Annotated in this window: 21 protein-coding genes; 5 read left to right on the plus strand and 16 right to left on the minus strand. The window is 68.4% G+C overall.

The genetic code is table 11. The features are described from left to right. The first annotated feature begins 27 nt into the window (after window positions 1–27). Window positions 28–1671, plus strand: a complete 1644-nt coding sequence (locus R2K23_RS18210) for an MFS transporter (RefSeq protein WP_316511520.1) — start codon at window positions 28–30, stop codon at window positions 1669–1671. Here R2K23_RS18210 and mftG read toward each other — a convergent pair. The 7 genes from mftG to mftA all read right to left on the minus strand — a co-directional run bounded on the left by mftG (window position 1589) and on the right by mftA (window position 8135). Then, window positions 1589–3052 carry a mycofactocin dehydrogenase MftG gene (gene mftG, locus R2K23_RS18215; protein WP_316511522.1) on the minus strand — a complete coding sequence of 488 codons (1464 nt, stop codon included), beginning with the start codon at window positions 3050–3052 and terminating at the stop codon, window positions 1589–1591. The two genes, R2K23_RS18210 and mftG, sit on opposite strands and share 83 nt — an antisense overlap. Beyond that, window positions 3049–4464, minus strand: a complete 1416-nt coding sequence (gene mftF / locus R2K23_RS18220; protein WP_316511524.1) for a mycofactocin biosynthesis glycosyltransferase MftF — start codon at window positions 4462–4464, stop codon at window positions 3049–3051. Before mftF ends, mftG begins: the two co-directional genes overlap by 4 nt. Continuing rightward, window positions 4461–5210 (minus strand): mycofactocin biosynthesis peptidyl-dipeptidase MftE, encoded by a 750-nt coding sequence (gene mftE / locus R2K23_RS18225; protein WP_316511526.1) that lies wholly within the window; start codon window positions 5208–5210, stop codon window positions 4461–4463. The genes mftF and mftE overlap by 4 nt, the downstream gene beginning before the upstream one ends. A gap of 110 nt (window positions 5211–5320) precedes the next feature. Continuing rightward, a complete protein-coding gene (gene mftD, locus R2K23_RS18230; RefSeq protein ID WP_316511527.1) occupies window positions 5321–6508 on the minus strand; it encodes a pre-mycofactocin synthase MftD in 1188 nt (395 codons plus the stop codon). 4 nt (window positions 6509–6512) lie between these two features. Then, window positions 6513–7712: a mycofactocin radical SAM maturase gene (gene mftC, locus R2K23_RS18235; RefSeq protein ID WP_316511528.1), complete on the minus strand. Its 1200-nt coding sequence runs from the start codon at window positions 7710–7712 to the stop codon at window positions 6513–6515. Continuing rightward, window positions 7709–8038, minus strand: coding sequence for a mycofactocin biosynthesis chaperone MftB (mftB, locus tag R2K23_RS18240; RefSeq protein WP_316511529.1), 330 nt, complete (start codon window positions 8036–8038; stop codon window positions 7709–7711). Before mftB ends, mftC begins: the two co-directional genes overlap by 4 nt. Before the next feature lies 1 nt (window position 8039). Further along, window positions 8040–8135, minus strand: a complete 96-nt coding sequence (gene mftA, locus R2K23_RS18245) for a mycofactocin precursor MftA (RefSeq protein WP_316511530.1) — start codon at window positions 8133–8135, stop codon at window positions 8040–8042. Window positions 8136–8243: 108 nt separating this feature from the next. Between mftA and mftR the strand changes: the two genes are divergently transcribed. The 4 genes from mftR (at window position 8244) to R2K23_RS18265 (ending at window position 11833) form a co-directional block, all read left to right on the plus strand. Next, on the plus strand, window positions 8244–8849 hold the full coding sequence (gene mftR / locus R2K23_RS18250) for a mycofactocin system transcriptional regulator (protein WP_316511531.1): 606 nt from the start codon (window positions 8244–8246) through the stop codon (window positions 8847–8849). 144 nt (window positions 8850–8993) lie between these two features. Continuing rightward, window positions 8994–9878 carry a DUF559 domain-containing protein gene (locus R2K23_RS18255; protein WP_316511533.1) on the plus strand — a complete coding sequence of 295 codons (885 nt, stop codon included), beginning with the start codon at window positions 8994–8996 and terminating at the stop codon, window positions 9876–9878. Between the two features lie 147 nt (window positions 9879–10025). Beyond that, window positions 10026–10544, plus strand: a complete 519-nt coding sequence (locus tag R2K23_RS18260) for an RNA polymerase sigma factor (protein WP_316511534.1) — start codon at window positions 10026–10028, stop codon at window positions 10542–10544. Window positions 10545–10684: 140 nt separating this feature from the next. Next, the gene (locus R2K23_RS18265) at window positions 10685–11833 is read left to right on the plus strand and encodes a VOC family protein (RefSeq protein WP_316511535.1); all 1149 of its coding nucleotides are present in this window, start codon (window positions 10685–10687) and stop codon (window positions 11831–11833) included. On the opposite strand, the gene R2K23_RS18270 is transcribed toward R2K23_RS18265, so the two are convergent. From R2K23_RS18270 to R2K23_RS18310, 9 genes are all read right to left on the minus strand, one after another. Next, window positions 11830–13023, minus strand: a complete 1194-nt coding sequence (locus R2K23_RS18270) for an NAD(P)/FAD-dependent oxidoreductase (RefSeq protein ID WP_316511536.1) — start codon at window positions 13021–13023, stop codon at window positions 11830–11832. The two genes, R2K23_RS18265 and R2K23_RS18270, sit on opposite strands and share 4 nt — an antisense overlap. A gap of 91 nt (window positions 13024–13114) precedes the next feature. Beyond that, window positions 13115–13966: a mycofactocin-coupled SDR family oxidoreductase gene (locus R2K23_RS18275; protein ID WP_316511537.1), complete on the minus strand. Its 852-nt coding sequence runs from the start codon at window positions 13964–13966 to the stop codon at window positions 13115–13117. Window positions 13967–14107: 141 nt separating this feature from the next. Further along, window positions 14108–15355, minus strand: coding sequence for an arginine deiminase (gene arcA / locus R2K23_RS18280; RefSeq protein WP_316511538.1), 1248 nt, complete (start codon window positions 15353–15355; stop codon window positions 14108–14110). A 20-nt stretch (window positions 15356–15375) separates the two neighbouring features. Then, window positions 15376–16824 carry a basic amino acid/polyamine antiporter gene (locus R2K23_RS18285; protein WP_316511539.1) on the minus strand — a complete coding sequence of 483 codons (1449 nt, stop codon included), beginning with the start codon at window positions 16822–16824 and terminating at the stop codon, window positions 15376–15378. 223 nt (window positions 16825–17047) lie between these two features. Continuing rightward, the gene (tuf, locus tag R2K23_RS18290; protein ID WP_316511540.1) at window positions 17048–18238 is read right to left on the minus strand and encodes an elongation factor Tu; all 1191 of its coding nucleotides are present in this window, start codon (window positions 18236–18238) and stop codon (window positions 17048–17050) included. Window positions 18239–18325: 87 nt separating this feature from the next. Then, the gene (fusA, locus tag R2K23_RS18295) at window positions 18326–20428 is read right to left on the minus strand and encodes an elongation factor G (protein WP_316511541.1); all 2103 of its coding nucleotides are present in this window, start codon (window positions 20426–20428) and stop codon (window positions 18326–18328) included. A 79-nt stretch (window positions 20429–20507) separates the two neighbouring features. Next, window positions 20508–20978 (minus strand): 30S ribosomal protein S7, encoded by a 471-nt coding sequence (rpsG, locus tag R2K23_RS18300; RefSeq protein ID WP_316511543.1) that lies wholly within the window; start codon window positions 20976–20978, stop codon window positions 20508–20510. Next, window positions 20978–21352 (minus strand): 30S ribosomal protein S12, encoded by a 375-nt coding sequence (rpsL, locus tag R2K23_RS18305; RefSeq protein ID WP_316511544.1) that lies wholly within the window; start codon window positions 21350–21352, stop codon window positions 20978–20980. Before rpsL ends, rpsG begins: the two co-directional genes overlap by 1 nt. 285 nt (window positions 21353–21637) lie before the next feature. After that, window positions 21638–22264 carry a TetR/AcrR family transcriptional regulator gene (locus R2K23_RS18310; RefSeq protein WP_316511546.1) on the minus strand — a complete coding sequence of 209 codons (627 nt, stop codon included), beginning with the start codon at window positions 22262–22264 and terminating at the stop codon, window positions 21638–21640. Between the last annotated feature and the right edge of the window lie 130 nt (window positions 22265–22394).

A 22394-nucleotide genomic window follows, 5' to 3' on the forward strand; every position in this document is an offset into this window, starting at 1 on the left:
CATCTGCCGCTAAGGGGGCGTCCGACCGTGGTCGACACATCCACCCAGCTCGATCAGCCTACCGACCCCGCGACGACCGGACTGTCGACTCGCGCAAGGCTGTGGACGCTGACGCTGGCCTGCTTCGGCCTGGCGTTGGTGATGTCGTCGATGGTGGCGCTGAACACCGCGCTCGGTGACATCGCGGTCGAGACCTCGGCCACCCAGACGCAGCTCACCTGGATCGTCGACAGCTACACGCTGGTGATGGCCTGCCTGCTGTTGCCCGCGGGGGCCATCGGGGACCGCTACGGACGTCGCGGCGCCCTGATCGCAGGCCTGGCCGTCTTCGCGCTGGCCTCGGCCGCCCCGCTGATCTGGACCGGCGCGGACCTGCTGATCCTCGCGCGCGCCGGGGCCGGCGCGGGCGCCGCGCTCATCATGCCCGCCACGCTGTCGCTGATCACCACCGCCTTCCCGGCCGACGAGCGGACCAAGGCCGTCGGCATCTGGGCCGGTGTCTCCTGCGTCGGCGGACTGCTCGGCATGCTCGGATCCGGCATACTGCTGCACTTCTGGGCGTGGCCGGCCATCTTCTGGGCGTTCGCGATCGTCGCGACCGTGTTGGTGCCGCTGACCATGACCATGCCCACCTCCCGGGAGCTCGACTCCAAGCCGCTGGATTGGCTCGGCGCAGTCGTCATCGGCGCCGCCGTCGCGACCTTCGTGTTCGGCATCCTGGAGGCCCCCGTGCACGGCTGGGACCATCCGCTGGTCTACGGCTGCCTGACCGTCGGCGTCCTGCTGGCAGTCGCGTTCGGCGCCATCGAGCTGCGGCGGCAGCATCCGCTGCTCGACGTGCGGTTGTTCGGCAACGTCGACTTCGCCACCGGCGCCGCCACGGTCACCGTGCTGTTCCTGGCGCTGTTCGGCTTCTTCTTCGTGATCATGCAGCACGTCCAGTTGGTCATGGGTTACAGCGCGCTGGAAACGGCCGTGGCGATCGCGCCGCTGGGCGGCCCCATGGTCCTGCTGTCCGCCACGTCGTTCTGGTACACGCCGCGCCTGGGCCTACGGGTGGTCGTCTTCGTCGGGCTGCTGCTCACCGCCGCGGGTTACCTGGCGCTGCGCGGCCTCGAAACCAATTCGCCCTATTGGGATCTGGCCTGGCCCCTGGTGGTGCTCAGTTGCGGCATCGGGATGTCGGTGGCGCCGACCACCGCGGCCATCATGTCCTCGGTGCCCAACGAGAAGCAGGGGGTCGCCTCCGCGGTCAACGACACCACCCGCGAGGTCGGGGCCGCGCTCGGCATCGCGCTGGCCGGGTCACTGTTGGCCACCGGGTACGCGAATGCCATTGCACCCCAACTTGATTCGTATCCCGAGCCGGTTCGGGAGGCGGCCGCGCGATCGCTCGGCGAGTCCATGGCGGTCGCCGAGCAACTCGGCGAGCGGGGCGCCGACCTGCTCGCCCTGAGCCACGCCGCGTTCGTGCATGGTCTGCACAACTCGCTGCTGTCGTTGGCACTGGTGATCATCGCCGCGGCGCTGCTGATCGGTCTGTGGGCACCCGGCCGCGACGGCCGCCAGCTCGCGGTGATCCGGGCACTCAGGACCCGACGAACTCCGCGGCCCGATGCGCCAACATCACCGTCGTCGCATGCGGACCCCGACTCGGAACCCGCGGCATGACCGAACCGTCGATCACCCACAGTCCATCGACGCCGCGCACCCGACACCGTTCGTCGAGCACCGCGTAGGGATCGTGCTCGGCCCCCATCGGGACGCTGCCGCACAAATGCTGCGAGGTCGACCACGCCGGCTCCCCCAGGGTCGTTGCGGTGCCGATGATTTCGTGGGCGAACTCGGCGCCGTGCCGCAACCTCGCGACGTCGGCCGGCTCCGAGTCGTAGTGGTGGGCGATCCGCGGCGCGACCCCCGGGTCCGCCGAGACCAGCCTCAGCGTGGCGCGGGAGCGCGGCTTCATCAGCGCGACCCCGACGTGCGGCCAGTCCGGGCGGCCGGCGCTCCCGTTCCCCAGCATGGCGACGAAACCGCCGGTGTATGGCCGGATCTCCAGATCGTCGGCCAGGCTCAGCACCACCTCGAGCACCGGGCGCCGCGGTTCGACGACCCAGGTGGTGGGCAGCACCCACTCGGGATGGTCCGAACAACGGGCACCCACCGCATGGTGCTGCACCACCGGGATTCCGCACCGGCGCAGCGTCGCCGCATCCCCGACCCCGGACAGCATCAGCAGGTGTGCCGTTGCGATTGCGCCGGCGCACAATACGATCCGGTCCGCGGTGTACACCCGCGGGCCGTGCGGGCCGAGCACGTCGACACCGACGGCGCGGGAACCGTCGAACCGCAACCGCAACACCCGGCTGCGGGCCAGCACCGTCAGATTCCGGCGGCCGAGTGCGGGCGTCAAGAACGCCGCGCCGGGCCCGAGCCGTGCCCCGTCGACGATGTTGAGCGGGACCGGCCCGATCCCCGTCGGCAACCCCGGCGCCGCACCGTCGTTGAGGTCGGGCAGCCACGCAAAGCCGTGATCGGCGGTGGCCTGCAGGAAAAGCGCTGTGCTGCCGACGATTTCCGCGGTGCGACGGATCCGGATCGGTCCCGTGTCGCCATGGGACGGTCCGTCGAAGTCCAGGTCGGTCTCGATGGCGCGGTAGTGCGGCAACACGTCGTCCCACCGCCAGCCAGGAAGATCCCACGCGGCGAAGTCATCCGGGACGGCCCGGCAGAAGTAGCCGCCGTTGACCGCGCCCGAACCGCCCACGGTCGCGCCCCGCACCAACTCCACCACCCTGGCCGGGTTGTCGGTCAGTTGCGTCGCGAAGCGCGCCGCCAACGGGCTCGCGGCGCCGACCGGCAGCACCGTGGCGTCATCGGTCAGGGCCGCCACCCCGGGGTCCGATGGGCCCGGCCCCGCCTCCAGCACCGTCACCGAACAGTCGGGGTCCGCCGAAAGACGTTCGGCCACCACCGAACCGGCGCTACCCGCGCCGATCACCAGCAGGTCGCTGTGGGTCCGGTCCGGCGCGGTGCCCGAACCCGGGCTCACGCCCTGATCTGTGGCTTGAGCGGGCGGGGGTTCCGCTCGCGCAGCGCGCCGTGCCACAGCCCCACACCGTAGGCGAGGTCGTCGAGCCGCTTCATCGCCACATAGGTGCACAGCCCCAGCGGTTTGGCGTCGTCGCTGGTGGCGTTGCGTCGCCGCGCCACCCAGTCGACTACGCCGTCGACGATCGCCGCGACCACGACCACCCGGCGCCATCGTTGCGACACCATCGCCAGCACCAGTGCCACCGGCCAGTAGTGCCGGCACAGGGCGGCAGCCAACTGGACGGCCGCCAGGCCGAGCCCGCGTGCCGCCACGAACGCCACATCGCCCGGCTGTGTCTCCGGCGCCCGCATGGAGCGCGAGATCCGGCCGCCCGTGGCCAGCGCGGCCAGCAGCGAGCCCAGGTAACCCAGCCGGGAACCCACCCCCAGCAGCACCCAGGCCACCAGGGTCCAGCCGGAGATGACCAGCGGAGCGGTCTTGTCCGGATGCCGGCTGGACAACGGCGCGGCCGAGCTACCGTAGAAAGCCTTGCGGCCCAACCAGTCCCGAACGCTGGTGCGATGTTCGTGTGCCACCAGCGCGATGGGCTCGTAGCGCAGTCTGGCCCCGGACTCGACCAGCCGCCAGCACAGGTCGACATCCTCGCCGGAATGCATCGCCTCGTCGAAGCCGCCGAGCTCGGTCAGCGCCGACCGGCGGCAGATGATCGCCGCGCTGGGGACATACGACACGGTGCCGTACGGCACCACCGGGGCCTCGCGCTGTCCGAGGTCCAAGGAGGACCGGATCGCCTCGTAACGGGCCACCAAGGTGTCTTGAGAGTTCAGCCCGATGATCCGGGGGGCAACCAGGGCGACCGCCGGGTCACAGAAGTGGCCCAGCAGCGCCTCGAGCCAGCCCCGCCGCGGGACGACGTCGGAATCCAGGAAGGCCACGAAGTCGGTGGTGACGGCCCGCAGACCGGTGTTACGCGCCGCGGCCGGTCCCCGGCTCTGCGGGTGCCGCAACAGCTCGACGTCACAGTGGGCCCCGACGAAATCGGAGGCCAGCAACGGCGTCTGCGATCCGTCGTCGACCACCACGACCCGCAGCCCGCGTAGCGTGCCGACCAGGCGCCGGACCCCGGATAGGTTGTCCCGTACCGGGATGACGACGGTTACATCGCGATGCGACGGCCCGCCGGCCGGGCGCGGATGGGCCACGGTGGCGTCGAGCAGGGCTCGGGCCAATTGGGCGCTGACGGCGTCGCGGACCTCGAGCCGACCGCCGTCGAGCATGGTCTGGGCCGCCGGCGCCAGCCGGAGCAGCCGCGTCGGCGAACCGCCGAGCAGTGCGGATCCGGCGCCGAGCACGCGCACACGCCGGTCCACCTGGACGGCGAATCCGTCGGGCAGCCGCGCGTGGGTCATGTCAACATCCCATCGGCGCGGGGTTCCCACCTGGCGATCCGGTCGACACCGCCGGTGACCATCTCCTCGAACAGGTGTTTGCCCGCCGTCGCGGTTGCCGTGGTCGGGTCCCCCAACACTCCCACCTCACTCACTGCCGCGACCCCCCCGCGGCGCATGCTCGGCATCAGATCTACCAGCGGAGCGCAATTACCGGGCCGGGATCGCTCAAACCTCACCTCGGCGGGCGAAATATGTAGCAATACAGACGTTTCAGTGTGCCCGGCGTGCGCATCACCTCCCCGCACCGTACACGAACACCAGGCGGCGTCGCGGCCTTCGGAGCGCAGGAGTTCAACCGCCGCGGTCAGGGCCGCCACGTTGCCGCCGTGACCGTTGACGAAGGCCAGGCGGCCGGCCCAGCGACTCGCCGATCGGCCGTACTCCACCAGCAGGTGGCGCAGCGCCTCGGTGCCGATCGATATGGTGCCGGCAAACGCCTCGTGCTCGCCGCTGGCGCCGTAGGCGACGGGCGGGGCCACCAGGTACCGCAGCGCGTCGCCGGCGGCGTCCTGAGACCGCGCAGCGACCTCGCGGGCGACCGCCTCGGCGATGCGCGTGTCGGTGTCCAACGGAAGGTGCGGGCCGTGCTGCTCGGTGGAACCCACCGGAATGACCAGCACCGTGGATGTGCCGAGGAGGTCACCCGACGTCGCACTGCCGAGCTCACTTCCAAAGGCCACCCGCCGATGGTAGGCCCGATTCACCTGGCGTGCCCCGGATGTTCAGGGAGACGAGCAACTTCTTTTTCTTGCCGTTGAGGAAAACCGGCTCGCGCATTCACGCCAGCCACGTCCGCCACGCTCGTCTCAGCCGGTCAGCCCGCATCGGCTCCGAGGGTGCGGGTGAATCCCTCGGGAACCAGGATGTCGGCCGGCGACAGGTCGTGGATGGACGAGCGGCCCAGGCCCCGCAGCGCGGAGTCGATGCCGCCGTGCAGGATGTCGAGCACGTTCTCGACACCGGCCTGGCCGTTGGCCGCCAGGCCCCACAGGTAGGCGCGACCGATCATCACGGCCTTGGCGCCCAGGGCGACGGCCTTGACCACGTCGCTGCCGCGCCGGATGCCACCGTCCAGCAAAACCTCGATCTGGTCGCCCACCGCGTCGGCGATGGCCGGCAGGCAGCGGATCGCCGCGGGCGTGCCGTCCAGGTTGTTGCCGCCGTGGTTGGACACCGTGATCGCCGAAACTCCTGCGTCCACAGCGCGTTTGGCGTCGTCGACCCGCACCGCGCCCTTGAGCAGGAACGGCGCCTCCGGCCACAGCTGCCGCAGCCAGGCGATGTCCTCCCAGGTCGGCGGGGGGGTGCCCATCCACTGGCCGTAGGCCTCGAAGAACGTCGGTCCGCGTTCCCCGCGCCGGCCCTGGTTGGGGACCCGCAGGTCCGGCGGGCGCAGGTGCTTGGCGTAGCTGAAGAACCAGCGCGGCTTGGTGATGACCTCCGGGGACATCTTCAGCATGGTGCGCAGGTTCATCTGCTCCGGGATCTTCGGGCTGCCCCAGTCCCGGCCGTGGCTGAAGCTCCAGTCGGTGGTGGCGATCAGGCCCACCGCGCCGGCGTCCTTGGCGCGCTGCACCCGCTCGGCGATCTCGTCGCGGCTCCCCAGCCAGTAGACCTGGAAGAAGATCTTGTCGTTGACGGCGGTGACTTCTTCGATCGGCTTGCTCGCAAACGACGACAGCCCCATCGCCGTGCCGCGCGCGGCGGCCGCCCGGGCCACCGCCACCTCACCGTCGGGGTCGATCGCCTGGACGCCGGTCGGCGAGATGATGACCGGCATCGAAATGTCCTGGCCCATCACGGTTGTCGCCATCTCACGCTTCTCGGTGGCGCCCACCACGTGCGGCGCGAACCCGAGTTCGGAGAAGGCTTCGACGTTGTCGGAGACCGACACACCCTTCTCGCTGGCGGAGATCAGCGAAGAGTAGGCGGACTTGGGGAGCCGTTTTTTCGCCCGCTGTTGGGCGATGGCAACGGTTTCGAACCAGGTATCACGGGCCATGAATTCAGACAGGACTTTCGTTGCAGAACGCCTTGGGCGGCGCCGGTGGAGTGGTGAGCAGGGTCAACGGGATCGGACCCGACGGTGACTTGCGGTTGCCGGTGCGGGAGTGGTCGACCCGGGCCGCCGGAATTTCACGGTCGCCGGCCAGCGCCGGCTCCCCGTAACCCTGCACGCATTCGGGATCCGGGCCGTCCATCGGCAGACCGGTGAAGAACTTCGCGGCCATGCAGCCGCCGCGGCAGGCGTCGTAGTGCGCGCAGCCGGAGCAGGCGCCGGCCGACTGCGGCTCGCGCAGCTCCCGGAACAGCTCCGAGTACTTCCAGACGGTGTCGAAACCGCCGTCGGACACCACATTTCCGGCCAGGAACCGGTCGTGGATGGCGAACGGGCAGGCGTAGACGTCACCGACGGGGTCGATCAGGCACACCACGCGACCGGCGCCGCACAGGTTCAGGCCCGCCAGCGCGCCGGGCTCGCCCAGCCCCGACAGGTGGAAGAACGAGTCACCGGTGAGCACGCGCTCGCCGTGCGCCACCAGCCAGTCGTAGAGCTGGACCTGCTGGGCGGCGGTCGGGTGCAGCTCGTCCCAGACGTCGGCGCCGCGACCGGACGGACGCAGCCGCGTGATCCGCAGCGTGGCGCCGTAGCGGTCGGCCAGGGCCTTGAAATCGTCGAGCTGGTCGACGTTGTGCCGGGTGACCACCACCGAGATCTTGGCGTCGGAAAAGCCTGCGGCGGCAAGGTTTTCCAGCGCGCGCACTGCCATCGCGAAGGAACCGGGCCCGCGCACCGCGTCGTTGACCTCGGCTGTGGCGCCATCCAGCGAGATCTGGACGTCGACGTAGTCGCTGGCCGCGAGCTTGGCTGCCACCTCGGGGGTGATCCGGACGCCGTTGGTGGAGAACTTCACGCCGACGTGATGCTCGGTGGCGTAGTCGACGAGCTCCCAGAAGTCCGAGCGGACCGTGGGCTCGCCGCCGCCGATGTTCACGTAGAACACCTGCATCCGCTCGAGCTCGTCGATGATGTCCTTGCACTGCTGCGTGGACAGTTCGCGCGGGTCACGCTTGCCGGACGACGACAGGCAGTGCACGCACGACAGGTTGCATGCGTAGGTCAGTTCCCAGGTCAGGCAGATCGGGGCGTCCAAGCCTCGCTCGAACTGATCGACCAGCCGCGGCACCGGTGCAACGGACGTCATGAGCCCTCCCTCGGGTCATCTTGGGGCACAAGCATTTTTGATGAAGCCAGCACGGAAAGCGCGTGCAGATAGGGCTGCTGGGCGGCCTCGTCGATGCCGGCGGCGCGACATGCGCTCAGCACGTCGTCGTACTCGCCGAGCGACTGCACCAGCTCCAGCACGGTGCGGTTCTTCAGGAACGACAGCTTGCGGGTCCCGAAGTGGTAGAGCAGCGCCCCGAACGGTTCCGGGCGCACCGCCACCTGCGGGTGCAGGCGCCAGCCGCGACCCGGATCGAACCGGCCGGGCCGGTCGAGGTCATCCATGGTCGCGGCCGGCGTCGTCATGTCAGTAGACGCCGCACATGCCGTCGATGGAGACCTCTTCGACAAGGCTCTCCGAAACGAGCTCGGCGTCGGTGGTGGCCTGCTGGTCGTTGTCCATGTGATTACCTTTCGTCGTGTGAGACTCGACACCTCGGGTCTGTGCGGGACAGAATATGGCATCGGGTGCCGAAACGGAAGACGGGATCGAAAGCGAGGTGGTGAGCCGGTGAGTTCGCCCTCGGATCACACCGTCTCGGCCCGGGTCGGGCGGCGTCGCTCCACCACCCGCAGTCACATCGCCGAGGTCGCGATGGACCTGTTCAGCGCGCACGGCTTCGACGCCGTCAGCGTCGACGACGTGGCCCAGGCCGCCGGCATCGCCCGGCGCACGGTCTTCCGCTACTACGCCTCCAAGAACGCGATCCTGTGGGGCGACTTCGACGCGCACCTCGACCGCCTCGGCGAGCTGCTGGACCACGTCGACGGCGCCGAACCGCTGCACACCGCCCTGCGGACGGCGCTGCTCGAGTTCAACACCTTCGGCGCCACCGAGACCGCACGGCATCGCGAACGCATGCGCGTCATCCTGGAAACCGCGGAGCTGCAGGCGTATTCGATGACGATGTACGCGGGCTGGCGCGAGGTCATTGCCCGATTTGTCGCGCGCCGCACCGAGGCCAAGCCCACCGACCTGCAACCCCAGACGCTGGCCTGGACCCTCCTCGGGGTGGCCCTGTCGGCCTATGAGCACTGGCTGGCCGACGAGTCGGTCACGCTCACCGGGGCCCTGGGCGCGGCCTTCGACGTGGTCTTCCCTCCCCCACCTGTGTAGCGCGAGCGCCCCCTGAGCGCGAGCGTGCATGTCCCCGGCCGACACGCCGAGGAGATCTCGTGGTCTGCGCACGCTCACCACGCCGCGGCGGGTTATCCACAGGGGTGACTACCGTCGGCACGCGGACTTCAGCAGCATCCGGGGATGTCAGAAGCCCTCGATGACCTCCTCGCCGCGCAGGGCGGTGTCGCCACTACCGGCCAACTTCTCCGGGTCCTCGGCCGCGCAGCCTTCGAGTCCGGCGTGGCCGCCGGGACGTTTGCGCCGGTGTGGACCGGCGTCTACAGCCGCGCCGAACCCGACACCCTCCTTCGCCTGCGCGGACTCGACCTGCGCGCGGGTGAACCGGTGCCCATCTGCCTCGGAACCGCCGCTGCTGCATACGGATTCGACGTCGAGAACACCGTCGACCTACATGTGCTGACCCCCGAGGGACACCAGTTGCGGGCCAGCGACGGGCTGGTGGTGCACCGCCGCGAAGGCGCACCATTGACGACGATCGACGGCCGAGTTGCCACCGAACCGGCGTGGACGGCGGTCGAGGTGGCCCGCGGCCTGCGCCGCGCCCGGGGGTTGGCGACGCTGGACGCCGCGTTGCGGACCGGCGCGTGCGACGAGCGCGCGCTGCGGAATGCCGTGGACCGACAGGCCGGCCGCCGCGGCATCGTCCGGGTGCGCGAGTTGCTCCCGCTCGCGTCGCCGCTGGCCGAATCGCCGATGGAAAGCGAGTCGCGGCTGGCCATGATCGACGGCGGACTGCCGGCGCCGGTCCTGCAGTACGAGATCGTCGACCTCAGCTGGCGGACCTGGCGCGTCGATTTCGCGTGGCCACAGTTTCGGCTCGCCGTCGAGTTCGACGGATTCGATTGGCACAGCGACACCGACGCATTCCGCCGGGATCGGCAGAAGCTGGCCGCGTTGAACGAGCTCGGCTGGACGATGTTGTCGATCGTGGCCGACGACGTGCGGCGGCGCCCGGCCGAGATGGTGCGCCGGATCGAGGGCGCGATGGCGGCCCGCGCGGCGTGACGAGCGTGCGCGAACCACGAAAATTCGTCGGCGTGTCGACCGGGGACATGCACATTCGCGCTGAAGTAGCGGGCCCCGGCACGTTCGCGCTGAAAAAAGTTTGGCGCAAGGCGTCGGAGTTCGGGGCCCGGCGGCGACGATAGGGATGTGAGCCCCACATCGGATCCGCCGGGCGCACCGCAGCGGTTGCTCGAGCTGTACGACGAAGCACTGCCTGCGGTGTACGGCTACGTCGTGCGCCGCTGCGGCGACCGCGGGACGGCCGAGGACCTGACGTCGGAGGTCTTCCTGGCGGCGATGGACGCCGCCCGCAAGACCGCGCCGCCGCCCATCACGCTGCCTTGGCTGATGGGGGTGGCCCGGCACAAGGTCGCCGACCACTACCGCCGCCGCAGTGACAGGTTCACCATCCCGATGCCCGATACGCCCGAACCCGACCCCGACGCCGACGGGTGGGACGCCGAGCTGGACCGGATCGTCGCCGAAGCCGTTCTGGCCCGCCTCTCCGAACCGCACCGCGTCGTCCTGGCGCTGCGGTACATGGACGACCGCTCGGTCCCCGAATGCGCCGAGGTCCTCGGCCGCACCGTCCATGCCACCGAGGCGTTGTTGGTCAGGGCGCGAAGGGCTTTCAGACAGCTTTATCCGGAAGGGGGTGCATCGTGAGTTCGCCCAACAGCTCAGACCCGCTGGAAGTTCTCCACGGTGACGACACCCCGGTCCGTCCCGATCCCGGGTTCGCCGCGCGGTTGCGGCGGCGGCTGGAATCGGCGCTGTCGCTACCCCCAGGAAGCGAAGGAGTTGACATGAGTGGCACCGACACGGCCATTGCCGACCTCGAGACCCGCGCCGCCGCGGCACCGTTTGTCGTTCCGCGGCCGGCGGCGCTGCCCTACCTCAGCGTCGCCGACGCCCGGCGCGCGCTCCGCTGGTACGCCGACGCGTTCGGCGCGGTGGTCATCGGCGAGCCGGTGGTGATGGACGACAACAGGATCGGCCACGCCGAGTTGGCCATCGGCGGCGGCGTGCTCTACCTGGCCGACGATTTCCCCGAACTGGGCCTGCGGGCGCCGGCGGCCGGTGCGACCTCGGTGAGCCTGATGCTGCCCGTGGCCGATACCGACGCGACGCTCGAGCGCGCCCGCGCCCACGGGGCGACGGTGGCCCGCGAGGTCGCAGACGAACACGGTTCGCGCAACGCCACCGTCGTCGACCCGTTCGGGCACCGCTGGATGCTCACCGGGCCGATGCGCGGGGCGACGGCACCGATCCGGCACGGCGACGTCGGGTACGTCGCGGTGTGGACGCGCGACGCGCGCCGCGCCGCGGCCTTCTACGGGCACGTGCTGGGCTGGGTCGTCGATCCCGAGACCCATCGGGTCACCAACACCGCCGAACCGATCGGCATCGCCGAGACCGCGGGGCCGCCCACCCTGTTCTGCAGCTACGCCGTCACCGATCTGGCGGCGGCCCGGCAGGCCATCCTGGCTGCCGGCGGGCGCGTCGGCGAGGTCCGGCAGTTCCCCTTCGGCCCGGTGCTGGACGCCACCGACCCACAGGGCTTGGCGTTCGCGGTCTTCGAACCGAACGCCGAGATCCGCCGGCCCGAACTGAACGGTGCCGGCCCCGGCGAACTTTCGTACATCACCTACAACGTTGCGGACAGCAGCGTCAGCCGCGAGTTCTACGGCCGGGTGTTGCACTGGCCGTTCGAGCCGGGCCGGGTCGACGACGGGTGGGGCGTGCAGGGCACACACCCGATGGCCGGGTTGGCCGGCGGTGCCGAGCAACCCGTCGTCGTGCCGATGTGGACCGTCGCCGACGTCGACGCCGCCGTCGAGCGGGTGCGGGAGGCCGGCGGGACCGTGCTCGCAGAGCCCACGCGGCAGGACTACGGCCGGATGGCGGAGTGCACCGACGACCAGGGCGGCCGCTTCTACCTGGGTGAGTTCTAGCCGAGGACCTCAGAGATCGGCGCTCCGGCGGCGATCTTGGACCGGGCCTTCATGACCTTGCCCGGCATACCGCCGCCGACCACACCGGCCACCACGCCGTCGCGCTCGTAGTAGGCCAGGAACTTGCGGCCGTCGTCGGCGACGATGTGCACGATGTCGTCGGCCTCCGGCTCACCGAGGCACTGGATCTTGACGTCGTACTGGTCGCTCCAGAAGTACGGCACCACCACGGCGTCCGGGGCCTCCTGTCCCAGCAGCACCGGCACCAGCACCCTGGCCTGCTCCGCGACGTTGCTCCAATGTTCAACGCGGGCTTGGTGTCCGGTGGCATCTCTCCAAGACGCGACGTCCCCGAGCGCCCAGACATGCGGCGCGCTGCTGGCTCCGACGTTGTCGCAGACGATGCCGTTGTCCAGCGCGATGCCGCTGCCCTCGAGCCAGTCGGTGGCCGGGCGCGAGCCGATGCCCACCACCACCAGGTCCGCCTCGACCTCGGTGCCGTCGGAGAGCACCACCTTCTGCACCCTGGTGTCGCCGGTGACCTCGGCGACGCCGACGCCGGTCCGCACGTCGACGCCCTCGGCCCGGTGCAACCGGGTGACCAGTGCGCCGATCTGGGTCCCCAGCACGGAGGCCAACGGCTCCGGCTGCGGTTCGACCAGCACCACCTCGACGTTGAGTTTGCGCAGGCTTGCGGCCACCTCGCAGCCGATGAAGCCCGCGCCGACGATCACCGCCCGCCGCGCGGAGGCGGCCTCCCGCCGCAGGGCCTGGCTTTCGTCGTAGGTCCGCAGCACATGGATGCCGGCCAGGTCCGGGAACGACGGGACCCGCCGGGGTACCAGCCCGGTGGCGATGATCAGCTCGTCGTAGCCGACCTCCGTGCCGTCGGCCAGGGTGACGGTCGAGGCCTCGGTGTTCACCGCCGTGGCGGCCGAGCCGAGCCGCAGCGTGATGTTGTGCTCGTCGTAGAACTCACGGGGCTTGAGCGTCACGTCGGAGAACTCGTGGCTGTCCTTGTGCAGCACGTCCTTGGACAGCGGCGGCCGGTCGTACGGCAGATGCACCTCGTCGCTGACGATGACGATCTCCCCGGCGTGCTCGGACCGGCGCAGCTGCTCGGCCACCCGGGACGCGGCCAGTCCGCCGCCGACGATCACGACTTTTGCTTGAGTTCTGTCCTCACCCACGAAGACAGTTCTTACACGATGACCGGCGCGCATGGACCGCCACCCTGCGCTACCGGCGGTACCGGTCAGGCCTTCGGGGCCGAAGTCCGCGTCAGTACTTCATCACGCCGCGGTCCACGGCGATCTGCGATCCCGAGATCGTCAGGGACGCATCGCCGGCCAGCCAGGCCACCACGTCGGCGACCTCTTCCGGGCTCATGAACTCCTGCAACCCTGGCTTGCCGTCGCGCGCAACGGGTTTGAGCGGCATCGGGGCGAAGCTGTGCAAGAAGGTGGGAAACTTCCCGAAGATCTCCGCCATGGCCTCCGGCTCGATCATCGGGGTCTGGATCGAATAGGGGTGAATCGAGTTCACCCGGATGCCGAACTCGCCGGCCTCCAGTGCCAGCGCGTTGGTCAACGCGACCAGACCGTGCTTGGACGCCGCGTAGTGCGCGTTGCCCGGCGTGGCCTTCAGGCCCGCCGAGGAGCTGACGATGATCACCGAGCCGCCGTTGCCGGCCTCGATCATCGCCGGGATCGCCGCCTTGACCGTGCGCCAGGTGCCGTTGAGGTTGACGTCGACGACCGTGTCCCACGCCTCCTCCGACAGCTCCCAGATCCGCCCCCAGCTCAAGATGCCGGCGTTGGCCACCACGATGTCGAGGCGCCCGAACTGGTCGACGGCCTCGGCGACCACCTGCTGCTGGGCGGCCAGGTCGCGGATGTCGGCCTCGCGGGCGAGCACCTTGCGCCCGGTGGCCTCGACCGCGCGGACGGTCTCGGCGAGATCCTCGGCGGTGGGCATCGGATAGGTCACCGCGTCCGACACCGGCTTACAGACGTCGATGGCGACGATGTCGGCGCCCTCGGCGGCCAGCCGCACGGCGTGCGCCCGGCCCTGGCCGCGGGCGGCCCCGGTCACGAACGCCACCCGGCCCTCCAGGGGTGCTGCTGGGGTCATCGCGGATCCTTTCCGGTGGCCGCGAACGTGCGCAGATCCGGGAATCTGCACGGCGTGGCGGCCGGGGACGCGCACGCTCGCGGGAAAGTTTGGGGCTCGTGCGGCCAGGCTAACAGCAGAACTAGAACGCGTTCTAGACGCTTACCCATCCAGTGGGTCACGAATGATGGGGCAGGTCATGCAGTGCCCGCCCCCGCGGCCGCGTCCCAACTCGGCACCGACGATCGTGATGACCTCCACGCCGGCCTTGCGCAACAACGAGTTGGTGTGCGTGTTGCGGTCATAGGCGAACACCACCCCGGGTTCGACGGCCACCAGGTTGTTGCCGCTGTCCCACTGCTGGCGTTCCGCGTCGTACCGGCTGCCGCCGGTCTCGACCACGCGCAGTTCAGCCAGCCCCAGCGCCGCGGCCACCACCTCGGTGAACGGCTTGGTCTCCTCGATCACCTCGACCCCCGGCGCCGAGTCGCTGGGCACCAGGCTCAGCGGCACGATGTTGTCGACGATCTCCGGATAGATGGTCACCACGTCCCGGTCGGCGAAGGTGAACACCGTGTCGAGGTGCATGGCCGACCGCAACTTCGGCATGCGGGCGACGATCACGCGCTCGGCCGCACCGCGGGCGAACAGTTCGGCGGCCACCTGGGTGATCGCCTGCCGGCTGGTCCGCTCACTCATCCCGATCAGCACCACGCCCTGCCCCGGCACCAACACGTCGCCGCCTTCGAATGTGGCTGTTCCCCATTGCTTTTCCGGGTCGCCCCACCACACGGTGGAACCGACGAAGTCCGGGTGGAACTGGTAGATCGCCTTCATCAGCAGGGTCTCGTCGTGCCGGGCCGGCCAGTACAGCGGGTTCAGCGTCAGGCCGGAGTAGATCCAGCAGGTGGTGTCGCGCGTGTACAGCGTGTTCGGCAGCGGCGGCATCAGGTAGTCGTTGACGCCGGCATCCTCGCGGGCCAATGACAGGTAACTCGTGCGCATCTCGGCGGGCAGATCGCGGGTGGACAGCCCGCCGATCAGCAGTTCGGCCAGCCGGCGCTCCGGCACCGAGTCCAGAAACCCCCGGGTGTCTTCCACCAGACCCGCCCCGACCTCGTTGGCCACGATCTTGCGGTCCAGCAACCAGCTCTTGGCCTCGGGGATCTGCATCGTCTCGGTGAGCAGGTTGTGCAGTTCCACCACCTCCACGCCACGCTCGCGCATCTTGTTCATGAAGTCGAAGTGATCGCGGCGCGCGTTCTGCACCCACAGCACGTCGTCGAACAACAGGTCGTCGCAATTGGTGGGCGTCAGTCGCTCGTGGGCCAGGCCCGGCGAGCACACCAACACCTTGCGCAGCTTGCCGACCTCGGAGTGCACGCCATAGGCGCCCGACGGAGTTGTCACCTGTCTTCCCTTCCCGTACCTCAGATTTCGATGGCGCCGGTCGCCAATGACACCACCGCCACGACGGCGCCGACCACGATCACCCCGAACAACACCGCCTCGGCGGGACGGAACACCCGAAGGTTGCGCTCGCGGCGCGCCCGGAAGTAGAGCGCCGCCGCCGGCGCGTACAGCAGACACGACAACAGCAGCTTGTCCATGCCCGCGGCATACAGCAGGAACAGCGTGTACACGGTTGCCAGTGCGGCGATGATCATGTCCGGCACCAGCGATTTGCCCTCGCCGTAGGTCTCCCGGGTGGCCGTCAACTTCAGCGCATAGGCCGCGGCCAGCAGATACGGGATCAGGGCCAACGCCGCGGTCAGGTCGAGCATGAAATCCAGTGCGTCCGCGGCGAACAGCAACGCGATGAGCAACAGGGAGATCAGGGCGGCGGCCATGATCAACGCCATCACCGGCGCCCCGTGCCGGTTGGTCCGGGCCAGAAAGCGCGGCATGTCATCGGATTTGGCGGGAATGTAGAGGACTTCGGCGGCCATCAACGTCCAGGCCAGATACGCGCCCAGCACCGAGACGATCACGCCGACCCGGATGAAGATCGATCCCCACGGTCCCACAACGGATTCCAGCACCGCCGCCATCGACGGCTGCTCCACCCCGGCGATCTCGTCCTGCGGCAGGACCCCGTAGGAGACCAGGGTGACCATCGCGAAGATGCTGAGCACGGCGAGGAATCCCATGACGGTGGCGCGCCCGACGTCCTCGCGCTTGCGCGCCATCCGCGAGTACACGCTGGCGCCCTCGATACCGAGGAAGACGAACACCGTGATCAGCATCGTGCCGGTGGCCTGGTCCCAGATGGAGGCGAAGGAGTAGCCGTCGGCACCCCAGAAGTTGTCGACGAAGATGTCGGCCTGGAATGCGATCGCGACGATGATGATGAACATCAGGATCGGGATGATCTTCGCGACCGTGACGATGTAGTTGATCACCGCGGCGTCCTTGACGCCTCGCATGACCAGAAGCGCGAACAACCACACGCCGATCGCGGAGATCACGACGGCCGCCACCGTGTCGCCGGCTCCGAACGCGGGCACCAACGCGCTCAGCGTGGCGGTGATCAGCACCCAGTACGACGTGTTGCCCGCACACGCCGACGCCCAGTAACCGATCGCCGAATTGAACCCGACGTAGTCACCGAAGCCGGCCTTGGCGTAGGCGAAGATGCCGGCGTCCAGCTGTGGTTTGCGCGTGGCCAGGCGCTGAAACACGAAGGCCAGCATCAGCATCCCGCTGCCGGCGACGGTCCACGCGATGATGGCGCCCAGCACCCCGGTTTCCGCGCCGAACCGCCGCGGTAGCAGGAAGACTCCGGAGCCGACCATCGAACCGACCACCATGGCGGTCAACGTCGGCAGGCTGACTTTGCTGTCCTTGCGGTTCTGCGCCGAAACCTCTGTGGTACCCATGCGTTCCTTCGGTGTCGGAACTTTGCTCGGGTACGGTGACGGCAGTCCAGCCCGGCGCAGGCGGTGCGGCGTCGGGCCGGTCGGCTTCCCCGGGCCCGTTTCGGGACGCTATCAGCACTTCCAGGGTCGCCGGGCCGCTATCAGCCGTATTGCGCAGCCCCCGCCAAACGCAAAGTCCCCCATCTCCATTGCGGAGATGGGGGACTCTGTGAGCTGAGTCAGATCAGGCGATGATCTTCGTAACCCGGCCGGCGCCGACGGTACGGCCGCCCTCGCGAATCGCGAAGCGCAGGCCCTCGTCCATGGCGACGGGCTGGATCAGCTTGACGTGGATGTCGGTGTTGTCACCGGGCATCACCATCTCGGTGCCCTCCGGCAGCGTCACCACGCCGGTCACGTCCGTGGTGCGGAAGTAGAACTGCGGACGGTAGTTGTTGAAGAACGGCGTGTGCCGGCCGCCCTCGTCCTTGGCCAGAATGTAGACGCTGCCCTCGAACTCGGTGTGCGGGGTGGTGGTGCCGGGCTTGACCACAACCTGGCCACGCTCGACGTCCTCACGCTTGATGCCGCGCAGCAGCAGACCGACGTTGTCACCGGCCTGGCCCTGGTCGAGCAGCTTGCGGAACATCTCGACACCGGTGACCGTGGTCTTGGTGGTGTCGGGACGGATGCCGACGATCTCGACTTCCTCGTTCACGTTGACGATGCCGCGCTCCACGCGACCGGTGACCACGGTGCCACGACCGGTGATCGTGAAGACGTCCTCGACAGGCATGAGGAACGGCTTCTCGGTCTCGCGAACCGGGTCCGGGATGGAGTCGTCGACGGCCTGCATCAGGTCCTCGATGGACTTGACCCACTTCTCGTCGCCCTCGAGCGCCTTGAGCGCCGAGATCGGGATGACCGGGGCTTCCTCGTCGAAGTCCTGGGCGGCCAGCAGTTCGCGGACCTCCATCTCGACGAGCTCCAGGAGCTCCTCGTCGTCGACCATGTCGGCCTTGTTCAGCGCCACCAGGATGTAGGGCACGCCGACCTGACGGGCCAGCAGTACGTGCTCGCGGGTCTGCGGCATCGGGCCGTCGGTGGCCGCCACGACCAGGATCGCGCCGTCCATCTGGGCCGCGCCGGTGATCATGTTCTTGATGTAGTCGGCGTGACCGGGGGCGTCCACGTGGGCGTAGTGCCGCTTGTCGGTCTGGTACTCCACGTGGGAGATGTTGATCGTGATACCACGAGCCTTCTCCTCGGGAGCCTTGTCGATCTGATCGAAGGCAAAGCTCTCGTTGAGATCCGGGAATTTGTCGTGCAGGACCTTGGTGATCGCTGCCGTCGTGGTGGTCTTGCCGTGGTCGACGTGACCGATGGTGCCGATGTTCACGTGCGGCTTGGTCCGCTCGAACTTCGCCTTCGCCACTTCTGTGTCCTCCTGGACTTGTTGGTGCTTTTACTTAAAGCATTGTTGAGGTATTCAATTTTCTGTTCGCCGCGGGGGCAGCGGGGATTACTCGCCCGTCGCCTTGGCGATGATCTCCTTCGAGACCTGCGCCGGAACCTCAGCGTAGGAATCGAACACCATGGAGTAGTTGGCCCGGCCCTGGGTCTTCGACCGAAGGTCGCCGACGTAGCCGAACATCTCCGACAGCGGCACCTGTGCCTTGACGACACGCGCACCGCTGCGCTCCTCCATGGCCTGGATCTGACCACGGCGGGAGTTCAGGTCGCCGATCACGTCACCCATGTAGTCCTCCGGGGTGGTGACCTCGACGGCCATGATCGGCTCCAGGATGACCGGCTGCGCAGCTCCCGCAGCCTTCTTCATCACCTGAGAACCGGCGATCTTGAAGGCCATCTCCGAGGAGTCGACGTCGTGATAGGCGCCGTCGAGCAACGTGACCTTCAGGTTCACCAGCGGGTACCCCGCCAGCACGCCGTACTGCATGGCGTCCTGGCAACCGGCATCCACCGACGGGATGTACTCGCGCGGGATGCGGCCACCGGTGACCTTGTTCTCGAACTCGTAGGTGGCACCGTCCTCGCCGGTGAACGGCTCGAGGTTGATGATCACCTTCGCGAACTGACCCGAGCCACCCGTCTGCTTCTTGTGGGTGAACTCGACGTTCTGCACGGCCCGCTTGATGGTCTCGCGGTAGGCCACCTGCGGCTTGCCGACGTTGGCCTCGACCTTGAACTCGCGACGCATCCGGTCCACCAGGATGTCCAGGTGCAACTCGCCCATCCCGCCGATGACGGTCTGACCGGTCTCCTGGTCCAGGTGCACCTTGAAGGTCGGGTCCTCTTCGGCGAGCTTCTGGATCGACAGCGACAGCTTCTCCTGGTCGCTCTTGGTCTTGGGCTCGATGGCCACCTCGATCACCGGATCGGGGAAGGTCATCGACTCCAGCACGATCTGCTCGGCCGGGTCGCACAGGGTGTCGCCGGTGGTGGTGTCCTTGAGGCCGATCACCGCGTAGATGTGGCCGGCCGCGGCCGACTCCACCGGGTTCTCCTTGTTGGCGTGCATCTGGAACAGCTTGCCCAGCCGCTCCTTCTTGCCCTTGGTGGAGTTGATCACCTGAGCGCCGGAGTCGACCTTGCCCGAGTAGACGCGCACATAGGTGAGCTTGCCGAAGAACGGGTGCGCGGCGACCTTGAACGCCAGCGCCGAGAACGGCTCGGCGATGGACGGCTTGCGGGAGAGCTCCTCGTCCTCCTTGCCGGGGGCGTGACCCTTGACCGACTCGACGTCCAGCGGCGAGGGCAGGTAATCGACGACCGCGTCGAGCATGGGCTGCACGCCCTTGTTCTTGAACGCGGTGCCGCACAGCACCGGGTAGATCTCGGAGTTGACCGTGAGCTTGCGGATCCCGGCCTTGATCTCCTCGACGGACAGTTCCTCGCCGCCGAGGTACTTCTCCAGCAGCTCCTCGTCGGCCTCGGCGACGGCCTCGAGCAGGTTGGTCCGGTACTCCTCGGCCTTCTCGGCCAGCTCGGCGGGGATGTCGACGACCTCGTAGGTCTCGCCCATCTTGGTCTCGCCGCGCCACACCTTGGCCTTCATCTCGACCAGGTCGACGATGCCCTCGAAGTCGTTCTCGGCACCGATCGGCAGCTGGATCGGGATGGCGCGCGCCCCGAGACGCTCCTCCATGGTCTTGACCGAGAAGTAGAAGTCCGCGCCGATCTTGTCCATCTTGTTGACGAAGCAGATCCGCGGGACGTCGTACTTGTCGGCCTGCCGCCACACCTGTTCGGACTGCGGCTCGACGCCTTCCTTGCCGTCGAACACAGCGACGGCGCCATCGAGAACACGCAGCGAGCGCTCGACTTCCACGGTGAAGTCGACGTGCCCGGGGGTGTCGATGATGTTGATCTGGCTGCCGTTCCAGAAGCAGGTCACGGCCGCGGAGGTGATGGTGATCCCCCGCTCCTGCTCCTGCTCCATCCAGTCGGTGGTGGCCGCACCCTCGTGCGTCTCACCGACCTTGTAGTTGACCCCGGTGTAGAACAGAATCCGCTCGGTGGTCGTGGTCTTGCCGGCATCGATGTGCGCCATGATGCCGATATTGCGGACCTTGTTCAGGTCGGTCAGCACGTCTTGTGCCACGGCTAGATTCCCACTCTTTCGCTTGCGTTGTCAGGTGCAGTTCGGGTGCCGCGGGCACCGGTGCCCACCGGGCACCAGGTCACCAGCGGTAGTGCGCGAAGGCGCGGTTCGCCTCGGCCATCTTGTGGGTGTCCTCGCGCCGCTTCACGGCGGCACCCAGACCATTGCTGGCGTCCAGGATCTCGTTGGCCAGCCGCTCGACCATGGTCTTCTCGCGACGGGCCTGGGAGAAGGTGACCAACCAACGCAGCGCGAGGGTGACCGACCGCTCCGGACGGACCTCCACCGGCACCTGGTAGGTGGCGCCACCGACGCGGCGGCTGCGGACCTCGAGGGCCGGCTTGACGTTGTCCAGGGCACGCTTGAGCGTGATCACCGGGTCGGTGCCGGTCTTGTCCCGCGCCTGCTCCATGGCGCCGTAGACGATGCGCTCGGCCAGCGACTTCTTGCCGTCCTTGAGCACCTTGTTCACCAGCTGGGTGACCAGCTGAGAACCGTAGACCGGGTCGTTGACCAGCGGGCGCTTCGGCGCGGGGCCCTTGCGTGGCATTAGCTCTTCTCCTTCTTGGCGCCGTAGCGGCTGCGGGCCTGCTTGCGGTTCTTGACACCCTGGGTGTCCAGCGAACCGCGGATGATCTTGTAGCGCACGCCGGGCAGGTCCTTCACACGACCGCCACGCACCAGCACCATGGAGTGCTCCTGCAGGTTGTGACCCTCGCCCGGGATGTAGGCGGTGACCTCGACCTGGCTGGTCAGCTTCACGCGGGCGACCTTGCGAAGCGCCGAGTTCGGCTTCTTCGGGGTCGTGGTGTACACGCGAGTGCACACGCCGCGACGCTGCGGGCTGCCCTTCAGGGCCGCCACCTTCACCTTGGCAGCCTTGTCGTGTCGCCCTTTGCGGACCAGCTGGTTGATGGTTGGCATGTACCGGCTTTCTCTGCTTCTTACTACTTCTTCGGTGTTGCTTCTAGGTCTGTGTACTGCGGTTATGCCCCGGTCGCTTACCCCGCTTCCGGGCGTGTCGCATGCGCGCAATGCATATCGATGCACTTCTTGCACATGTGAATTGGCCAGGCGTGCGCCGCGCGCACCTGCTTTTTTACAGCCGCGTACGCTCCTGTGGACCAGGCACGAGCTACCACAATACCAGTCCTGCCCACCCCGACAAAACTTGCTCGGTGGCCACCTAATTGCAGGTCAACGTGTGAGCTAACGACGGTGTTCCAGCCCCGCCGTCAACCGCAGCACCATGTCGGAAAACACCGCGTCGGTGTCCACGTCGTCCATCACACCGGTCATCTCCAGCAGCACGAACCCGTGCATCGCCGACCAGAACTCCAGCGCCGCGTAGAAGGCCTGCTCTCCCTCGAGGCCAAAGGAAGCCAGGACGGCGATCACCGGCGCCGCGGCGTCCTTGGTGGCCGCCGTGTATTCGGGGTCGTCGTCGCCGAACGGCATCCGGGTGAATGCCGAATACCGGCCCGGGTGGTGGTGCGCGTAGCTGCGGTAGGCGCCGGCCATCACCATCACCGCATCGTCGCGGGTGCGGCCCTGGCCGACGGTGTTGAGCATCTCGATGATGTCGCCGATCACCCGCATCCGGACGGTGCGCCGCAGGTCCTCGAGGCTGTGCACGTGGTTGTACAGCGAGGGCCCCTTGGTGCCGAGGTGATTGGCCAGGGCGTTGATGGTCAGCGCGTCCCAGCCCTCCCGGTCCAGAAAGTTCAGCGCCGCGTTGACGATGACATCACGGCTGAGCTTGGTCGACCGGGCCGATGAACGTCCGCCGTTGCGCGACCGCGGGCCCGTCTGCGACGGGTCGGGTCCTGCGGCCATGGTCGGGTCCTCACCTTATGAATTGCCGTTGGTCTTCGGTGGCGCCGGAACACGGATGGCCGGGGCAGCCAGCGTTGAACTCTAGTTGACACCCGCGGGAGCTTGGCGGGACCGCCGCGCGGCGGCGCGG

Origin of the sequence: Mycolicibacterium sp. MU0050, from assembly GCF_963378085.1 — a bacterium.
Lineage (GTDB): Bacteria > Actinomycetota > Actinomycetes > Mycobacteriales > Mycobacteriaceae > Mycobacterium > Mycobacterium wendilense.